At 35.5% G+C, this 18,578-nt stretch carries 16 protein-coding genes; 11 read left to right on the top strand and 5 right to left on the bottom strand.

Annotation, left to right across the window (positions count from 1 at the left end; all coding sequences use genetic code 11):
* Positions 1-224 precede the first annotated feature (224 nt).
* The 6 genes from ACM39_RS02350 to ACM39_RS02375 all read left to right on the top strand — a co-directional run bounded on the left by ACM39_RS02350 (position 225) and on the right by ACM39_RS02375 (position 6,571).
* A complete protein-coding gene (locus tag ACM39_RS02350) occupies positions 225-1,250 on the top strand; it encodes a rod shape-determining protein (protein WP_034700899.1) in 1,026 nt (341 codons plus the stop codon).
* A gap of 26 nt (positions 1,251-1,276) precedes the next feature.
* Complete coding sequence (gene mreC, locus ACM39_RS02355) at positions 1,277-2,131, top strand: rod shape-determining protein MreC (RefSeq protein WP_048509391.1); 855 nt, start codon at positions 1,277-1,279, stop codon at positions 2,129-2,131.
* Positions 2,124-2,630 carry a hypothetical protein gene (locus ACM39_RS02360; protein ID WP_048509392.1) on the top strand — a complete coding sequence of 169 codons (507 nt, stop codon included), beginning with the start codon at positions 2,124-2,126 and terminating at the stop codon, positions 2,628-2,630. The genes mreC and ACM39_RS02360 overlap by 8 nt, the downstream gene beginning before the upstream one ends.
* Positions 2,631-2,637: 7 nt before the next feature.
* On the top strand, positions 2,638-4,683 hold the full coding sequence (locus ACM39_RS02365) for a peptidoglycan D,D-transpeptidase FtsI family protein (RefSeq protein ID WP_048509393.1): 2,046 nt from the start codon (positions 2,638-2,640) through the stop codon (positions 4,681-4,683).
* Positions 4,680-5,909 (top strand): rod shape-determining protein RodA, encoded by a 1,230-nt coding sequence (gene rodA, locus ACM39_RS02370; protein ID WP_048509394.1) that lies wholly within the window; start codon positions 4,680-4,682, stop codon positions 5,907-5,909. The genes ACM39_RS02365 and rodA overlap by 4 nt, the downstream gene beginning before the upstream one ends.
* Before the next feature lie 86 nt (positions 5,910-5,995).
* Positions 5,996-6,571: a pentapeptide repeat-containing protein gene (locus ACM39_RS02375; RefSeq protein WP_048509395.1), complete on the top strand. Its 576-nt coding sequence runs from the start codon at positions 5,996-5,998 to the stop codon at positions 6,569-6,571.
* Between the two features lie 91 nt (positions 6,572-6,662).
* Here the strand turns inward: ACM39_RS02375 and ACM39_RS02380 are convergent, their stop codons facing one another.
* Together ACM39_RS02380 and ACM39_RS02385 are read right to left on the bottom strand one after the other, a co-directional pair.
* The gene (locus ACM39_RS02380; RefSeq protein ID WP_048509396.1) at positions 6,663-7,376 is read right to left on the bottom strand and encodes a C40 family peptidase; all 714 of its coding nucleotides are present in this window, start codon (positions 7,374-7,376) and stop codon (positions 6,663-6,665) included.
* A gap of 339 nt (positions 7,377-7,715) precedes the next feature.
* Positions 7,716-9,911, bottom strand: coding sequence for a glutamine synthetase III (locus tag ACM39_RS02385; RefSeq protein ID WP_048509397.1), 2,196 nt, complete (start codon positions 9,909-9,911; stop codon positions 7,716-7,718).
* Positions 9,912-10,492: 581 nt separating this feature from the next.
* Here ACM39_RS02385 and ACM39_RS02390 point away from each other — a divergent pair.
* The 5 genes from ACM39_RS02390 to ACM39_RS02410 all read left to right on the top strand — a co-directional run bounded on the left by ACM39_RS02390 (position 10,493) and on the right by ACM39_RS02410 (position 16,254).
* The gene (locus ACM39_RS02390) at positions 10,493-12,184 is read left to right on the top strand and encodes a DUF6909 family protein (RefSeq protein WP_048509398.1); all 1,692 of its coding nucleotides are present in this window, start codon (positions 10,493-10,495) and stop codon (positions 12,182-12,184) included.
* A gap of 144 nt (positions 12,185-12,328) precedes the next feature.
* Positions 12,329-12,796, top strand: a complete 468-nt coding sequence (locus ACM39_RS02395) for a hypothetical protein (RefSeq protein WP_048509399.1) — start codon at positions 12,329-12,331, stop codon at positions 12,794-12,796.
* Between the two features lie 153 nt (positions 12,797-12,949).
* Complete coding sequence (locus ACM39_RS02400; protein ID WP_048509400.1) at positions 12,950-14,788, top strand: M1 family metallopeptidase; 1,839 nt, start codon at positions 12,950-12,952, stop codon at positions 14,786-14,788.
* 174 nt (positions 14,789-14,962) lie between these two features.
* A complete protein-coding gene (locus ACM39_RS02405) occupies positions 14,963-15,721 on the top strand; it encodes a type III pantothenate kinase (protein WP_048509401.1) in 759 nt (252 codons plus the stop codon).
* Positions 15,721-16,254, top strand: coding sequence for a GNAT family N-acetyltransferase (locus ACM39_RS02410; protein ID WP_048509402.1), 534 nt, complete (start codon positions 15,721-15,723; stop codon positions 16,252-16,254). The genes ACM39_RS02405 and ACM39_RS02410 overlap by 1 nt, the downstream gene beginning before the upstream one ends.
* On the opposite strand, the gene ACM39_RS02415 is transcribed toward ACM39_RS02410, so the two are convergent.
* Genes ACM39_RS02415 through ACM39_RS02425 form a run of 3 tightly spaced genes read right to left on the bottom strand, consistent with a single transcriptional unit; the run spans position 16,251 to position 18,277 of the window.
* Positions 16,251-16,682, bottom strand: a complete 432-nt coding sequence (locus ACM39_RS02415; protein ID WP_048509403.1) for a nucleoside deaminase — start codon at positions 16,680-16,682, stop codon at positions 16,251-16,253. The two genes, ACM39_RS02410 and ACM39_RS02415, sit on opposite strands and share 4 nt — an antisense overlap.
* 5 nt (positions 16,683-16,687) lie before the next feature.
* Positions 16,688-17,311, bottom strand: coding sequence for an energy transducer TonB (locus ACM39_RS02420; RefSeq protein WP_228377038.1), 624 nt, complete (start codon positions 17,309-17,311; stop codon positions 16,688-16,690).
* A gap of 45 nt (positions 17,312-17,356) precedes the next feature.
* Complete coding sequence (locus ACM39_RS02425) at positions 17,357-18,277, bottom strand: helix-turn-helix transcriptional regulator (protein ID WP_048509405.1); 921 nt, start codon at positions 18,275-18,277, stop codon at positions 17,357-17,359.
* Positions 18,278-18,578 lie beyond the last annotated feature (301 nt).

Here is an 18,578-nt window from a genome sequence, read left to right on the forward strand (position 1 = left end):
AAAGAGCATTTGCTGCTTTTTTTAAGTAGCTTTTCCGTTATTTTCTTGATTCATTTAATCATCGTTAATTTTGGTTTAACTCAAAGTCTGTAAATATCTAAAGTAAAAGTTAATAGAAGATTGCAAATTTTAATAAAATTTTAACCAAATTAAATGCTTGTGGAATTTCTTTCGTTGTCTTAAATTTATATCTTTGTAACTCTTTAAAAAATCAGAAGGAAAATATGAGTTTATTCGATATGTTTACGCAAGAAATTGCGATAGACCTTGGTACTGCCAATACCCTTATCATCCATAATAATAAAATTGTTATAGATCAGCCGTCAATTGTTGCAATTGAACGTTCTACGGGGAGACCGATTGCCGTCGGAGAGCAGGCAAAACATATGCAGGGTAAAACTCACGAGGATATTAAAACGATTCGTCCGTTGAAAGATGGTGTAATCGCAGATTTTCATGCTTCTGAGCATATGATTAAAGAATTTATCAAAAAAATACCGGGAATCAAAGGTAGATTTATTCAGCCTGCATTGAGAATCGTGATTTGTATTCCTTCCGGTATTACTGAGGTTGAAAAAAGAGCAGTAAGGGACTCTGCTCAGAAAGTAAATGCAAAAGAAGTAAGATTGATTTACGAACCGATGGCAGCGGCTATAGGAGTTGGAATTGATGTGCAAAAACCTGAAGGCAACATGATTATTGATATAGGTGGTGGTACTACCGAAATTGCGGTGGTTGCTTTAGGGGGTATCGTTTGTGATAAATCTGTGAAAATTGCAGGTGACGTGTTTACAAACGATATTGCTTATTATTTGAGAACTCATCACAATCTTTATATTGGTGAAAGAACTGCTGAAAGAATCAAAATCGAAGTAGGTTCTGCTGTTGAAGATTTAGATGTTGATATCGAAGACATCCCGGTACAAGGTAGAGACCTTATCACGGGTAAGCCAAAAGAAATTATGGTTGGATATAAAGAAATTGCACGGGCATTAGACAAATCTATCATCAGAATTGAAGATGCCGTAATGGAAACGCTTTCTTTGACTCCTCCGGAATTGGCTGCCGATATTTACAAAACGGGTATTTATCTTGCTGGTGGTGGTGCATTATTGAGAGGTCTTGCAGACAGATTGCATAAAAAGACAGGTCTTCCTGTATTTGTTGCAGAAGATCCGTTGAGAGCGGTAGTTCGCGGAACAGGTATTGCGCTTAAGAATATGGATAAATTCAATTTCTTAATTAAATAATTTTAACTTTTTACGAACACATCTGAATGGGATTTTTGCTGAGATTATTTTCGAAGAACGCGCTTTTTGTCTTCTTTATATTCCTGCAAATTATTGCTCTGGTTCTGATATTCTCTAAAAATGCCATGCAGAAATCCTGGATTGCTGGCCAGTCGGCTGCGCTGAACTCTTGGGTTTCGGGCTATATTGATGAAGGAGTTTCTTATTTGAAGCTTAAACAGATCAATGAAGATTTGGTGACTCAGAATAAGGCTTTGATGGTTGAGCTTTACGGAAAGCAGGGAGCACAGAATCCTCAGTTCAGAAAAGTACATGATACCGTAGGAGGCGGGCAAATCTATACATTTGTAGATGGAGAGATTGTTTTTAACAGTATCAACAGACGAAATAATTATTTTACAATAAACAGAGGCAGAAGGGATGGTGTATTTCCGCAAATGGGCGTAATGGCTCCGAAGGGTATTGCGGGAATTGTCATTAATTCTACCGATAGCTATGCGTTGGTTCAGTCGGTTTTAAGTGTAAACAAAATCAGGATTAATGCGGCTCTGAAAAATTCAGGATATTTCGGAACATTAACCTGGAACGGGGATAATTCCAGGGTGATGCACCTGGCGGATATTCCTAAATATGTTGCTTTAAAGATTGGTGATACCGTGGAAACAGACGGCAAATCAGCGATTTTTCCTAAAGGAGTTATGATTGGAACCATTGCAGGATATTCCGTTGATAATAAAACAGGATTCTGGGATATTTCAGTGGAATTGAGCGAAAAAATGGGTGCTTTGAATAAGGTTTTTGTAGTAAAAAATCTTAAAAAAGCTGAGGTACAGAAGATTCAAGATACAATGCAAGCTGTAATAAAAAAGGAAAATGATTAGCAGGACATTATTTACGGACATTTTAATCATGATTTTTCTTGTTGCATTACAGATTTTTGTATTGAACAGGATTACGATTTTCGGAAAGTATACTCCGGTACTATATCCTGTGTTTGTCATGTTTTATCCTTTTTTCAGAAATAAATTTCAATTTTTAGCTTTAAGCTTTTTGATTGGTTTGTCGATAGATGCTTTCCTTTATTCTTGGGGAATCAATGCATTTGCAACTACTTTGATTGCTTATTTCAGAACCTTAATTTTCAGAACATCTACAGATACCTCTACAGACTTCTTTTCTTTCCAGTCTTTGCAGTGGACTCAGTTTTTATTATTTTTATTTTCAAGTATCTTCCTGCATCAGCTTATGGTACAGTATGTAGAATTTTTTAAATTTAGCCGTTTCTTTGAAATATTACTTAATGTATTGGTAACAAGTATAATTTCCTTTATATTTATAGTGATTTACGCATTAATATTTAAAATCAAACAAAAAGTTTGACAAAAGTTTGAACACACGTTATTTAAAAATCTTTTCCGTACTCGCTATCATCGCCATTATTTTTGTGGCGAGACTTGCGTATTTGCAGTTGTTTACAGATCGGTATGCTCTGAACGCGGCGAATACTTCTATTAAAATCGAATATGTCATTCCTCAAAGAGGTGTGATTTTTGACAGGAATGGTAAAATCATGGTGGGAAATCAGCCTGCCTATGAAATATCCTTTACCCAGGCTTTAATGAAGCCCGATTTTGATACGGTCGCTTTTTGTAATTTAATGAAAATCAGCAAACCGTACTTTATCAACAAAATCAATGCAATAAAAAAAGAAAAATATTATTCGAAGCTGACTCCCATGACTTTTATTAAAGATCTCAGCAGAGAAGATATTGCAAGAGTTCAGGAAATTATTTTTAAATATCCTGCTTTCAGTATTGTTTCCAGACCTCAGCGCCAGTATGAAGTTTCTACTTCCGGAAATCTTTTGGGCTATACAAGTGAGGTAAATGAAAAAGAGATTAAAAGAGATTCTACATATTATTTACCAGGAGATTTTATTGGGAAAACGGGTGTTGAAAAATCTTATGAAAAAGAGCTTCGGGGTATAAAAGGGATGAAATACATCCAAAAGGATATTAGGCTTCGAAATATCGGTTCTTATAAAAATGGAGCATTAGATAAGGATGTAATTACAGGAAAAGATATTACCTTAACTATTGATTACGATCTTCAGAGGATGGCTGAAGAAATGCTTGTAAACAAACACGGGGCAATTGTAGCTTTAGACCCTAATAACGGGGAAGTATTAGTTGCAGCAACCGGACCGGATATTGATCCGAATCTTTTCACCGGGCCTAATAAATCAAAAAATTTATACGCTTTATCAAAAGATACGCTTTACGAAAATAAACCCACTTTCGATCGTTCTTTACAAGCGGGTTATCCTCCGGGCTCTACTTTCAAATTGTTGACTGCTTTGGCCGCGATGCAGATGGGAGTGATGGATGAAAATACAATTTTCCCGTGTGGAGGCGGATTTTTCTATAAAGGTAAAAGAATTAAAGGGCACGGTGGTGCCGAGCCGTTGATTCCTTCGATTCAGGTTTCCAGTAACTGTTTTTTCACGTATGCATTTATTGCAATCATCAAAAAATATCCGGGAAACCCTTCAAAAGGTGTTGATGAATGGAAAAAAATCATGAGCAGCTTTGGAGTGGGAGAATTTTTAAATAATGACTTTGCTGTGGGTGCAAGAGGCAGGATCCCTTCCGGAGACTTTTATGAGAAAAGATTTAAAGCAATTATGAAAGCAAGTGGTTCTAAGAGAACTGACTATAAAAACTGGGATGAGATGTCAACCGGAGCTATTTATAACGGGATGGGGCAGGGAGATGTTTTGGTAACTCCTATTCAATTGGCAAATTATGTGGGAGCTATTGCCAACAGAGGGTGGTATTATACTCCTCATATCGTAAAAGCGATTGATGGAAAACCAAATCCCGATCCAAGATTTAAGGTTAAACATAAAACTTTAGTCGATCCAAAACATTTTGAACCTGTTTTAAAAGGTATGGAAGCTGTAGTTCTGAGAGGAACAGCAAGAGGTTTAAAATCCAATGACTTTACACAATTAGCAAAAACAGGTACGGCACAGGTTCCGCAAGGAAAGGATAACTCCATCTTTGTATTGATTGCTCCGGCTGAGAAACCAAAAATTGTGGTAGTTGCGGTAATGGAACATGCTGGATTTGGAGCAACCTGGGCTGGCCCTGCCTGTACCGTAATCGCTGAAAAATATATTACAGGCGATCTAAAAAGAGAAAATCTTTATAAAAAAATGACCGGGGCGAGCTTCATGCCTGAATATAAAAGACAATGGGTTGCCGATCTGAAACGTAAAGGACTATATGTAGATCCAAAACCGGATTCTGTTAAAATGAAGAGAATTCAGGATAGCTTAAACTTCATTAAAGAGCAGAAGGCTAAACTGCAGAAAAAGATAGACGACGAAACAAAAAAAATTAAAAACACTACAAAACCTGCTAAGCAATGAAATGGACAGAAGGAATAGATAAATTAGGTCTTGGCTTATATTTCCTGCTTTGCATTTTCGCGATTGCAAATATTTACAGTGTTGACCAAAAACTAGGAGAAAAACAGTTGATTTTCTTTGGTATTTCTTTGTTTGTAGGGCTTATTATTTTTGTGGGAAGAAGTAAGTTCTTTGAAAATATGTCTGGTATCATTTACATTGGCGGGGTTTTGCTTCTTATTGGGCTTTTTCCTTTTGGTAAAGAAATTCTCGGACAGAAAAACTGGTACAAATTCGGAAGTTTTACCATGCAGCCGGTAGAATTTGCTAAAATCGGAACAGCTCTTATGGTCGCCAACTATGTTTCCGGGCCGGATTTTAATTTAAAAAACAGAAAGTCGCTTTTAACAGTTCTTGGAATTATAGGAATCCCTGCAGTTGTGGTTTTGGCGATTCCGGATGTAGGCTCGATGTTGGTTTTCATTGCATTTTTCATTGCTTTATATAGAGAAGGGTTGAGCGGTCTGCTTTTTGGAATTGGATTCCTTTTTGCTGGTGTTTTCCTGATTTCTTTAGCGGTTCCTCCTCTGTATGTTGTTCTTGCGATTTTACTGATTGCGGGAGGTTGGATTGCAATGAACTATTATAAAATGTCATGGAATGTGATTTCCATTTCCAGCATAGCAGGTTCAGTTTTGATATTGTGCGGACTGGCTTTTGGCTCTCCGTTTATTTTAGAAAAATTGCCGAAACACCAAAGGGAAAGAATTGAGGTTCTTTTTAAAGGTGAAAAAGCATTTAGAGATACTTCAGGATACAATCTATTATATTCAAAAACAGCTATCGGTTCAGGCGGTCTTTTGGGTAAAGGATATCGTGAAGGTTCGGTTACTCAGGGTAAATTCGTTCCGGAGCAGGAAACCGACTATATTTTCTGTACGGTAGGTGAAGAATGGGGCTTTGTAGGGAGCGCAACTTTAATTCTTTGCTATATGGTTTATATCGGGCGGATTTATTACCTAGCGGAAAAGCAGAAATCTACATTTAACCGTGTTTTTGGGTATTGTTTTGCTTCAATACTTTTAATGCACTTTTCGATTAATTTAGGAATGGTTATGGGCCTTTTCCCGACGGTTGGGATTCCGTTGCCTTACTTTAGCTATGGAGGGAGTTCTTTACTTGCCTTTTCTATTATGACTTTTATTTTCTTTAAACTCAATTATTCTGATAAAAACAGTTTGGTATAAGACTGGGAGGGTGAGTGATGTAATTTTTTATTTTAAATCTGTTCTATCTGCAAAACCTGCGAGGAAACTATAAATCATAAAACATTATGAAAGAAGCATACATTCTAGATCAAACTTTCGAGAACTCAGACTTTTCACAGTTTCAAAAAGGAGAATATGAAAATTGTACATTCTTAAATTGTAATTTTGAATATGCAGACCTTTCTTTTTTCAGCTTTAATAATTGTGAGCTTACCGGATGCAATTTGAGTATGGCAAAATTGGTCGGAACGGCTTTTCGGGATGTAATTTTTAAAGAATGTAAAATGTTTGGGCTCCAGTTTAATGACTGTAATGAGTTTGGCTTGTCATTTAAATTTGACGGATGTTTTTTGAATAATTCTATATTTTATCAGACGACTATAAAAAAGACTTTATTTAAAAATTCAAAATTGATAGAGGTAGATTTTGCTGAATGTGATTTATCCAATACTGTTTTTAATAATTGCGATTTATCAGGCGCTGTTTTTGATAGGACAAATCTTGAAAAAGCAGATTTCAGGACTTCGGTTAATTATTCAATCGATCCTTCTTCAAATAAGCTTAAAAGAGCTAAATTTTCACTTTCTGAAATTTATGGGCTTTTGTATAAACTGGATATTGAAATTGATAAAAACGGATAGTTTTAGAAGTTAGAAAATAGTTAATCCGAGTAAAATAAAAAAGCCTTCAAGAATTTTTGAAGGCTTCATTATTTAAATCAATTATTTAAAATTAAAAACTTGTTCCGTTTGATGCTGGAGTTGTAGTCGCTAAATTATTATACGTTTCTCCGTTTTCATTGATTACTCTTTTCCCGAATCTGTATTTTGGTCCCCAATAAGAGTCATTCAGTGAAGAAATCATCACTCCTCTTGACGTGGCAGCATGAATAAATTTAACCTCACCATCTTCTGTTACACTTTCTACAATACCTACGTGAGAAATTCTTCTGCCATGAGAAAAGAAAATCAAATCCCCTTTCTGAAGGTTTTCTTTTTCAATTCTTTCTCCTTCCTGAGATTGAGATGCTGCTACTCTTGGTAAGCTAAGACCGGCCGCTGCTCCGAAAACTGAAAGTACAAAAGCCGAACAGTCGATACCGTTTCTTGTCATCCCTCCGTATCTGTAAGGTGTTCCAAGATAAGTTTCTGCTTCAGTTAAGATATTATCAATGGTTTTGTTATATCTGATTGATTTTGCAATTTCCGAATTTTTAACGGTATTTTTTGCATTTGCGATAGATGCCGCTTTTTCAGCCAGGAAAGAGTCAATTAATCTCTGTTTATCCAGCTCTGCTTTCTTTGTATCAAGAGAGACTAGTTTGGCATCTGTTTTGTATTCTTTTGTGTAAGTTGCTGGTTTTGAAACTACGTAATTAGTAGCGCACGATTGCAAAGAAACTGTAGAGACTAAAGCAACTAAATAAAACAAAACTCTTTTCTTCATATATATTTGATTATCCGTGTTAAAAAGGAATATTATTTTTCAAAAGCATTACAAAAGTATGTATTCCGAGCAAAAGAGCCCAGATATGATTATTGTCAGGTTCTTTATTTAACACATTTTAACATATTATTTAAGTATGTTAAAGAAAAACAAACCGCAACGGCCTATTTTAGGCAAGTATGCGGTTTTTTTTATTAAGATTCTTTAACAAAATAAATGGCTTTTGCTTTATTTATCAATGTTTCCATTTTAAAACACTAATTTTCAATGTTGTTAATAAAACAAAAAAAACTCCCCGGAAAAACCGGGAAGCTTAACTAATATGGAACTTTACAGATGTTATTTTGTAAATAACATTTCTCTATATTTTGTCATTGGCCAAAGCTCGTCGTCCACCATCATTTCCAAATTATCAGAAGCATCTCTGATTGGATCAAATAAAGGTTTTACTTTGTTGCAGTAATCTTCTGCCTGCTTTTGGCTGTCAGACACAGTTTTTGCGGTTTCTCTTGCTTTAATAAGATCTTCAACGCCTAATTTGATTTTAGAAACATTTTCAGAAATATGAGTAATCAGGCTCATTTGCTCTTTCGCTAATGTTCTGAATTCTTCGTCTCCGAAAATTTCTTTAAGACCTTTTACGTTTTCAATTAATCTATTCTGATAATTTAAAGCGGAAGGAATGATATGGTTTCTTGCGATATCGCTTAAAACTCTTGCTTCGATGTCAATAACTGTCGAATATTTTTCTAATTTGATTTCGTTTCTCGCCTCAACCTCCCTGTGTGTGAAAATTCCAATTTCTTCGTAAAGATCCAGGAATTTTTTATCCATTTCCTGCTTAAGGGCTTCCGGAGTAGTTTTTAAGTTATTTAAACCTCTCTTTTTAGCTTCTTTAGCCCAATCATCAGAATATCCGTCACCTTCGAACATAATATTCTTACACTGCTTGATGTATTCTCTCAATACATTGAAGATTGCTTCATCTTTCTTAAGGCCTGTTTCAATTAAAGTATCAACTTCTTTTTTGAAATCGTTTAATTGTTTAGCAGCGATTGTATTCATTACCGTCATAGACTCTGCACAGTTTGCAGAAGAACCTACCGCTCTGATTTCAAATTTATTTCCTGTAAATGCAAATGGAGAAGTTCTGTTTCTGTCAGTGTTATCCAGCAAGATTTCAGGAATTTTTCCAACTACATTTAGCTTCAAATCTGTTTTTTCGTCAGGAGAAAGTTTCCCTTCAGTCACTTTTTCAAGTTCTTCCAACACTCTGAACAACTGACTTCCTATAAATACAGAAATAATTGCCGGCGGAGCCTCGTTTGCGCCTAATCTGTGGTCGTTGCTTGCAGAAGCGATACTTGCTCTTAAAAGGTCAGCGTATTCATGAACAGCTTTAATTGTGTTAACGAAGAACGTTAAGAACTGTAAGTTTTTCTTAGGGTTTTTTCCTGGGCTTAATAAGTTTTCACCTGTGTCAGTTGCCAAAGACCAGTTGTTGTGTTTTCCGCTTCCGTTTACTCCTGCGAATGGTTTTTCGTGGAATAAAATGTGGAAATGGTGTTTGTGAGCAATCCTTGCCATAATGTCCATCAATAATGAGTTGTGGTCTACCGCAACATTCACTTCTTCAAACATCGGAGCAAGCTCGAATTGGTTTGGAGCCACCTCGTTGTGTCTTGTTGTTACGGGAATACCCAATTTCATACATTCGATTTCCAATTCTTTCATGAAATTCATTACTCTTGTAGGAATTGAACCGAAATAGTGGTCATCCAGTTGCTGTCCTTTCGCCGGAGAGTGTCCCAATAAAGTCTTACCTGTTAAAACAAGATCGGGACGAGATTGATACAATGCTGAATCAACCAGGAAATATTCTTGCTCCCAACCCAAAGTAGGAGTTACTTTTGTTACATTTTTATCAAAATACTGCATTACGTTGGTTGCAGCTTCGTCTACAGCGTTTAAAGCTCTTAAAAGAGGTGCTTTATAATCTAAAGTTTCTCCTGTATAAGAAATGAATATAGAAGGAATACATAATGTAGTTCCCATAATAAATGCCGGCGAAGTAGGATCCCAGGCAGTATAACCTCTTGCTTCGAAAGTATTTCTGATTCCACCGTTCGGGAAAGAAGACGCATCCGGTTCCTGCTGAATCAATAAGTTTCCGCTGAATCTTTCGATTGCTCTGCCACCTTCGATTGGAGTGAAGAAAGAATCATGCTTTTCTGCTGTCGTACCTGTCAAAGGCTGAAACCAGTGTGTGTAGTGAGTTACTCCTTTGCTCATTGCCCAGTCTTTCATAGCTACTGCTACCTGGTCTGCAATGTGTCTTTGGATTTTAGTTCCTTTTCTTACCGCATCCATAATAGACTGGAATGCTTCTTTTGTTAAATATTCTCTCATTGTTTCTTCCGAGAAAACATTTTGACAGAATAATTCTGATAATTTTGCCGGAACTTCAACCGAGTTGTCTCTTCTAAAGTCCTTAAATGGTAAGGTTTCTAACGCTTTGAATCTTAAAGTTGACATAATAAGGTTAATTTTTACGGGGCAAATTTACAAAAAAAATGAATTGAAAGTGTTTTTGCCTGAAAATTTGAGGGGTATTTTTAAAATTTAACTAAATTCTAAACATCGATTTGGTTTTTAAAAGGGGGTAAGAGCAATTTTAACTTCAGAATTTAAGGCTTAATGTTTCAAAAAAGATGAAATGTAGGTTACATGTATAATATTTCATCTAAAAATCATCCGAACTGAACAAAATAAAATGAACAATCTATTAGAAGTCCTCTTTTGGTGGGTAGTGAAAATTCTTTGAATTTTCGTCGGTTGATTTTTAAACGTAATCATTTCTTAGCCCCGATTGCAGCGAAAGCCTTTTTGCATGGAATAAAGTATTGGATAAAAAGGATATAGCAGAAAGCAGGAAATAGCTACAAAAGAAGGGAAGTGGTAATTCAAAGATTAAAAAATAATAGATTTCTCCTTTTGACGAAAGGAGAATGAAAACATCTTTTTATCCAACAAATAATATTATGTTAAATCGTTTGTTAAAAGATACTTAAAATAAGTTGAGCAGAGATTTTGTATATTTGTGTGAAATTTATTTTATGACAAATTCTAGAGCAAGAGAAACAACGGAAGCAATTGAAAGATTGTATATTTCTATGAGACACCTCTTTTACAGAGGTTTTTTTAAACCTGCCGGCGTTTCTGGAGAAAGTATCAGAAGTTTGTTAAAGACTATCAATCCAGAGATCTATGGTACCATGAATATTCCCAATAAAATGGAATTAGATGGTTTGATGTACGTTTTAGACAGGCTTCCGGAGGGAATTGAAGAATGTGCTTTTATTCATCTTACATCAGATGAGGGGTTTGATAAAGGAAGTTTCGAGCCAATTGTTCCTAAAAAGAGAAGAAGGAACTGTTACAGAATAGATGAACACCAAATGAACATTGAAGTTCTTTTGGGACGTTCTGAAATTTATGATATCCTTACTCACCTTACATTCTTATTTATAGAAGCGGACAAAGTGAGAAATCTGGCTTTCATTCAGGATGAAAACTGGAAACCTACCCGTGCTTTCAAAATTATTGAAGAAGTGGTAAAAGGTGAAAAGAAATTCAGCAGAAAAGAAAAAGAGGTTGCTCTTATTCATTTATCTTCTTTAATAGGAAGAACTTTTGAAGAAACATTAAATGCTTATAATGCCTTCGGGGATGATAACAATCCTGATCGTTTATTCAAAATCATCTACAACTTAGGAAAAGTAAGCCTGGAAGACGCAAAGCAGACCAGAGAGAGGGAGATTCATTTCAGTGCGATATTAAAGGAAAGAGTGGGGCACCATTATTTTGGTGAAAAATGGGCCAACAAAGTGAAAGAAGTGTTATATGAAAACGATCTTCACATGAGACCATTACATATTATTTCTGCCAACATGCACTCTGTGAAAAATATGTTGTACGGAAATGATGCTTTAAAGAAAAAAGATACCAAAGAAGTAGATTATAAACTGTACGGAGATATTTCTGATAAAAAAGAACTTCGAGACAAGGTTTCAAAATATGCTTTGGAGGAAGGAATGATTTATATTAATGACAAGAGTGGAAGTAATATTGATGTTCAAATCATTGATTTAAGCAAAACGAATCTTAAAAATACACCTTTCAGCGATATAAAATATGGTGGAGATGATGTGATTATGGTTTTCGATTACGCTTTTGGTGAACAGGCTTTTGAGGTAATGGACGAATTGTTGAGACCTTTCGAGCATAAAGGAGAGGTTTATATGATGAAAGTGAAATCTGTTTCTATTATGGGAAAAGCGGGCATTCTTGCCGGCGGAAAGGGGGATATTATGATTCCGACATCTCACATTTTCGAAGGGACGGCCGATAATTATCCTTTTGAAAATGCTTTGAAACTTGAAGATTTTAAAGATGATGAATTGAAAGCTTTTGAAGGGCCGATGATCACTGTTTTAGGAACTTCGCTTCAAAACAGAGATATTCTTTCGTATTTTATGAATACTTCATGGAAAGCAATCGGACTGGAAATGGAAGGTGCGCATTACCAAAAAGCAATTCAGGTGGCATCTAAAATAAGACATCATATTTCACCGGACTTGTTTGTGATGTACGCTTATTATGCTTCGGATAATCCTTTGGAAACAGGAAGTACACTTTCTTCAGGTGGTTTGGGATTAACTGGTGTAAAACCAACGTACCTTATTACATTAAGAATCTTAGAAAAGATTTTACAAAGCGGAAAGAAGGAAGTTTCTTCTAAAAAATAACTTGATTATTTCAATACAATATAAACCTCGAATGTTATTATTTGAGGTTTTTCTATTCTCTGGCAACCCAAGCAAATTACAGATGTTTGAGTTTAAAAATCTGCGAGAGTAAAAAATAATTATCTTTAAAAAAATTAAAAAACAATGAGTTCAACTTCACAATTAGCCAAAAGATTCAGAGAAGTATTGCTTGATGGGCTTTGGATTGCGAATACGAATTTTAAGGATCAGCTTAAAGACGTGACATGGAAACAGGCAACCACAAAGGTAGGTTCTTTGAACACTATTGCAATGCTCACTTTTCATATCGATTATTATATTGCTGGATTAATCAATGTTTTTGAAGGCGGTGATTTGGAAATCAGAGATAAGTACAGTTTTAATCTTCCTCCGATTGAATCTCAGGAACAATGGGAAGATTTATTAAATAAACTTTGGGGCGACTCTGAAAAGTTTGCAAATCTATTAGAGCAAATGCCCAATTCGAAAATGGGTGAAGTTTTTGTTGATGAAAAATACGGAACCTATTTAAGAAATATTGATGGAATGATTGAACATGCATATTATCATTTGGGACAGATTACTTTGATTAAAAAACTGTTGACGAATTGATTTTTTACAGACAGGTAAAATCAGCACAAGAGTACTTAACAAACCTTATAAAAATTAATCTAAAATCATATCAAACAAATAAAAACCTCAGCACAATACGACGTTTGAGGCTTTTATTTTAATTACTTACCTTTAGAAAAAATAAAATTTTAAATGAAAAAATCGGTCGCAATCATTTTTGCGTTTATCATTTCTCAATTTCAGGCTCAGCAAGGAGCTTACTATCAGCAGAGTGCGAAGTACAGGATGGATATTGATGTGAACGCTGAAAAATTTACTTACCAGGGAAATCAGACTTTAGAATATACCAACAACTCACCGGATGAGCTGAATGTGGTATATTTCCATTTGTATTGGAATGCTTTTAAACCAAATTCAATGATGGATCAAAGAGTGGCGGCTCAAGGAAAAAATGGTGACTCAAGATTGCAAAAAGATGGCATTTCAAGATTAGCTTCGATTCCGAAAAATGAAGAAGGAGCACAAAATATTCACTGGCTTAAACAAAACGGAAAAGATGCAAAGTTTGAGATTCAGGAGACGATTATGAAGGTTTATCTGGCAGAACCCATTAAACCCAATTCAACAACAACTTTCACGATGGAATGGGATGCTGTGATACCTCAGCAAATCAGAAGAAGCGGGAGGAATAATAAAGAAGGAGTGGATATGACTATGACACAATGGTATCCAAAAATTGCGGAATACGATTATGACGGTTGGGCAACTTTTGATTACATCGGAAGAGAATTTCACGCTCCGTTTTCAGATTTTGATGTGACGATTAAAATCAACAAGGATTATGTAATCGGAGCCGGAGGTATTCTTGAAAATCCTAGTGAAGTAAAAGGATATGATGCGAATGCAAAAATCAAAGCCGCAAAAGACAAAAAATCAACTTGGAGATGGACCGCAAAAAATATGTTGGATTTCGCTTGGAGTGCAGACAGGGATTATGTTGTAAAAAGTTTTGATGTTCCGGAAGGTCCGAAAGTATTTTTAGTATATCAGCAAAATGATAAAACAAAAGTCTGGGAAGAAGCTCAACCTTATGTGACGAAATATTTCCAGCTGATGAATTCTCATTTCGGAAAATATGTTTATCCCACATACGCTTTCATTCAAGGAGGTGATGGCGGAATGGAGTACGGAATGTGTACCATGATTTTGGGTGAAGCTAAAGATATCAAAGGATTGATGGGGTTAATGGCTCACGAAGGCGCTCACTCTTGGTATCAGCAGATGCTAGCAACCAACGAATCGATGCGCCCGTGGATGGATGAAGGTTTTACAAGCTATGCAGAAGGGTATGTAATGTATCAATTATTTCCGGAACAACTTCCGAATCCTTTCGCTAATACTGTAAATGCTTATAGAAATTTTATTAAAAAAGGAATTGAAGAGCCTGCCATCTGGCTAGGTGATCATCATGATAATGGGAGTGCCTATACTTATGCTTCTTATGTGAAAGGGGAATTATATTTAGTTCAGTTAGGGTACATTATGGGTGAGCAAAATTTAGCTGAAACATTGAAACAATATTATGATCAGTGGGCAATGAAACATCCTTCTGACAGAGACTTTTTACATATTGCCCAGAAAGTTTCAGGGATGGATTTGAAATGGTTCCAGAATTATTGGATTAATACTACCAAAACCATCGATTACGGAATCAAAGACGTAAAATATGATGCAAAATCTACCACCATTACTTTAGTAAATAACGGCCAGGTTCCGATGCCTATCGATTTCGGAGTGGTAACGGCAGACAAGAAAGTAGTAACCTATCAGATCCCGGTAAATATGACTCATACCTGGAAAGAAAAAGACATCTACGGAGATTTCAAAACAATGCCTTACTGGCCTTGGACTCAGAAAGAATATACGTTGACTATTCCTTACACAAAATCTCAATTGTCTGATTTAGGAATTGACCTGAGCCAGAGAATGGCGGATGTGAATTTGGAGGATAATTTTGTTGAGGTGAAATAATTAAAATATAATATAAAACACTTGCGCGGAAATTTATTTCCGCGCAAGTGTTTTTTGGTAAGATATTAGAGCCTGTTTTTATTTAAATTATTAAATTTATCCCCTTAAAATAAATCAAGGAATTTGGTCGTATTTCAGATAAGCTTAGACGAAATCCTTTTGAAAAATATATTAATGAATTCAATCGTAATCAACGTAGGAAACAGCAATATCAGATTTGGTCTTTTTAACGATGACAATTGTGATATATCATGGGTGATCAATACAAAACCTTACAGAACGGCAGACGAGCTATATGTACAGATGCTCATGTTGTATCAAACATATAAAATTGAACCTTCACAAATCAACAAAGTCATTATCGGCTCGGTAGTCCCTCAGCTCACCAAAGTAATGAGTTCGGCGATTAAGAAGATTCATGATATCCATCCTGTGATTGTAGACAGGGCAACTCATTCCGGAGTTCAGGCAAAATCTAAACAGATGGGAACTGATATTTATGCTAATCTTGTGGCAGCGCACAATTTGTATCCGGACAGGAAAAAAATTATTATAGATTTTGGGACGGCTCTTACAGCAAGTTGTGTGACAGAAACCGGTGAAACCCTGGGGGTAATTATTGCACCGGGAATCGTTACGGCTTTAAATTCATTAATCAGCCATACCGCTCAGCTTCCGGAAATTGAATTGAAAAAGCCAAAAACTGTTCTGGGGCTGGATACTGTAACTTGTATGCAAAGCGGAATGGTTTACGGATTTTTAGGAATGGTAGAGGGTTTTATAGACAGAATTAATGATGAGGTAAATGATGATTGCTTTGTTATCGCAACTGGCGGTGTTTCCCATATTTACAAGCCGTTAACGAAGAAAATTCATGTAATGGACAGGCTTCATACGTTGAAAGGCCTTTATTTTTTAGGGAAAGATTTATAATGGAAAAATTCCCAAGAATAGAAACAGAAAGGCTTATTTTATCTGAATTAAAAGAATCAGACTTACCTTTTGTGGTTGAATATCTTCAGGATAAAATTTTCTCAGATCTTACTTCCAATATTCCTTACCCTTATCATATAGAAGATGCAGAATTTTGGTTGAAAATGTCAAGAGAAGTATTTGGGAAGAAGAAAGGATTCACATTTGCGATTCGAGATAAAGAAGAAAAAATTATTGGTGCAATCGGACTTCACGACGAAGGTTCTGATAAAGCAGAATTAGGTTATTGGATAGGAAAACCTTTTTGGAGTAAAGGCTATGTAACCGAAGCAGCAAAGGCGGTTGTTAATTTTGGTTTTAAAGAATTAGGTTTTAATAAAATATATGCAACTTACTTTCCTCACAATCCAGCGTCAGGAAAAATAATGCAAAAACTAGGAATGGAAAAGGAAGCTGTCCTGAAGCAGCATCTTAAGAAGGACGGAAAATATTACGATATTACGATGTATTCCATTTTTAAAAATAAAGATTAACGCTTTGATTTAAAAAAATCTTTTACAATTGTAGAGCACTCATATTCCATGATTCCTGTTATGATTTCGGTTTTGGGGTGAAGATTCAGGTGCTTATTAATAAAACCTCTTTGTTCGTCTCTAGCTCCAATGACAACCTTCGTGATTTGCGACCAGGAAAGCGCTCCGGAACACATCACGCAAGGTTCTAAAGTCACATACATTATACAGTTTTTAAGATATTTACCGCCTAAAAAATTAGCGGCAGAAGTTATTGCCTGCATTTCTGCATGGGCCGTAACATCATTGAGGGTTTCTGTAAGGTTGTGGGCCCTTGCAATCACCCGATCATTTGAAACTATTACACAGCCAATGGGAACCTCGTCTTTTTCCAATGCCGCCTCGGCTTCCTGTAAAGCCATTTTCATGTAATATTCGTTGGTAAACATTTATATTAATCAATATTCATTGTTAAAGGAAGCTGGTAGTGAAATCTTGCAGGGCCACCGTTGATAATAGCCGGTGAAAATTTGTCAGGAATAGAGTAGAGGGCAATTTCAGCCTGTCTGTTGAATGTGAAATTATCTCCCTGAGCCTTAACGTTAGTAATGGTTCCATCTTTCTCAACGATAAAAGCAACATTGGTTTTGATAGTTTTTGTTTCCGTATAAACGCCTTCAGTATAAAAAGCATTGACAACTTCCTGTCTCAAGGCATCGATTCCTCCGGGAAATTTTGCTTCTTTATCTATGGCAGGAGATAAGTCACCTATTTTTTCCGGATTTAAACTCTTATTTTGGATTTTTTTTAAATCTTCAAGGTTTTTTACTTTTAATAAAGCTCCAATCAGCGCTACATTTTCAATGCTGTCCATTTTTTTCATGAAAAGATTAAAGTCCTGTGTAATGAGAGCTTTGTTGAATGTATTTGTTTCGGCATCAAATTTTTTCTTGAATTCATTGTTCAGCATCCCTCTATGCTGATTGTAAAAGTTTTTCACATTCTTAAATTCCTCCGTCTGTTGCGAAAAACAAAAAGAAGATATGAAGCCAAACAAACAAAGAAATAAAGTCTTCACTTTTGATATATTTATGTAAATGTAATCAAAAAAACTTTATTGCCTTTATTCTTCAAAGTATCTGTTTAAAGATTCCTGTAAATGATTCCGAATATCATCAACTAAGATTTTCGGTTCTAAAACCTGCACTTCTTTTCCGTATGATAAAATCTCCTGCATAAAGTCATAAGTAGGATGCAGGAAAAATTCAAAATAAATTTCTTCCAGTGTTTCTTTCGTCTCTTTCTGTGACTGATGAAGAGGAAAGCTTCTGATGTACTCTCCCTGATGTCTGCTGCATTTTAGAACAATTTTCTGAGGTTTTTGCTCAGCTAAATTCATGACTCCGAAAGCATTTTTAAAATGTTCCCTGAAATTATAATTATATTTTTCTTTGAATTTGGTGTTGCTTACATCCAGGTAATTAATTCTGTCTAAACCGAAAGATTTCAGTATTTTATCTTTGGTATCGATCGCAATAAGGTACCATCTGTCTTTAGATTCTTTTAAAGCTAATGGATGAACTTTTCGGGAGGTCATCAGCTTGTTCTTATAATTGTAATGCTCAAAACTTACCACTCTTTTGTTACGAATGGCAAAAAAAAGATCATAATAATTTTCGATTCCTGTTGGCTTTCTGCTTTCAAAAAAGATGAAATTTGAGAAATCTGGATGGAGGTTCAGCGCGTTGCTTACCTGAAAAGATTCCAGTAATTTTTGATTGTATTCATCTACTTCCATGATGGGACGGCTTTCGATATAATAACGATTGTCACCCTTCTTTTTGTTGTGAATGGAGAGGTTAAAAAGATCGGAAATCTCACGAATATCCCTCTGCAACGTACGTATTGAATAGCTTTTGATCCCTGCATCCTGAAATTCGAATGAGTTTAAAAGATAGTCCTCCAACTGCGAATAGGTAGCCGGTGAACTTTCTAATCTTTTTATAATTAAGGCATATCTTGTCAGGTAAAAATCTTTTTTCATTGCTAAAGTTTCTACCACAAATATATGAGCTTAATGCGACAAAAGGTGTCGTATTTTATTTTTTCATGAAAGAGATTTTCAAAGAATATGGGGCCATTAAAAATTAGAATCTATATTTTCGTCATACTTTTATTTTTCCACTAGCGTTAAAGCACTATCCGCCACCTCTTATCCAAAACCGAAAATCTCATCAATAAATTTATTAAGGTCTGTGAACAAAGCTTCGCTTCCTTTCCTCAGTCTGGCAGAGATAAAGGTAATAAAATCTATTAGCTATAAAAAAACCGCTTCGGGAGAAGCG

The sequence above is a fragment of the Chryseobacterium sp. FH2 genome, from assembly GCF_001045455.1.
Taxonomy (GTDB): Bacteria; Bacteroidota; Bacteroidia; order Flavobacteriales; family Weeksellaceae; genus Chryseobacterium.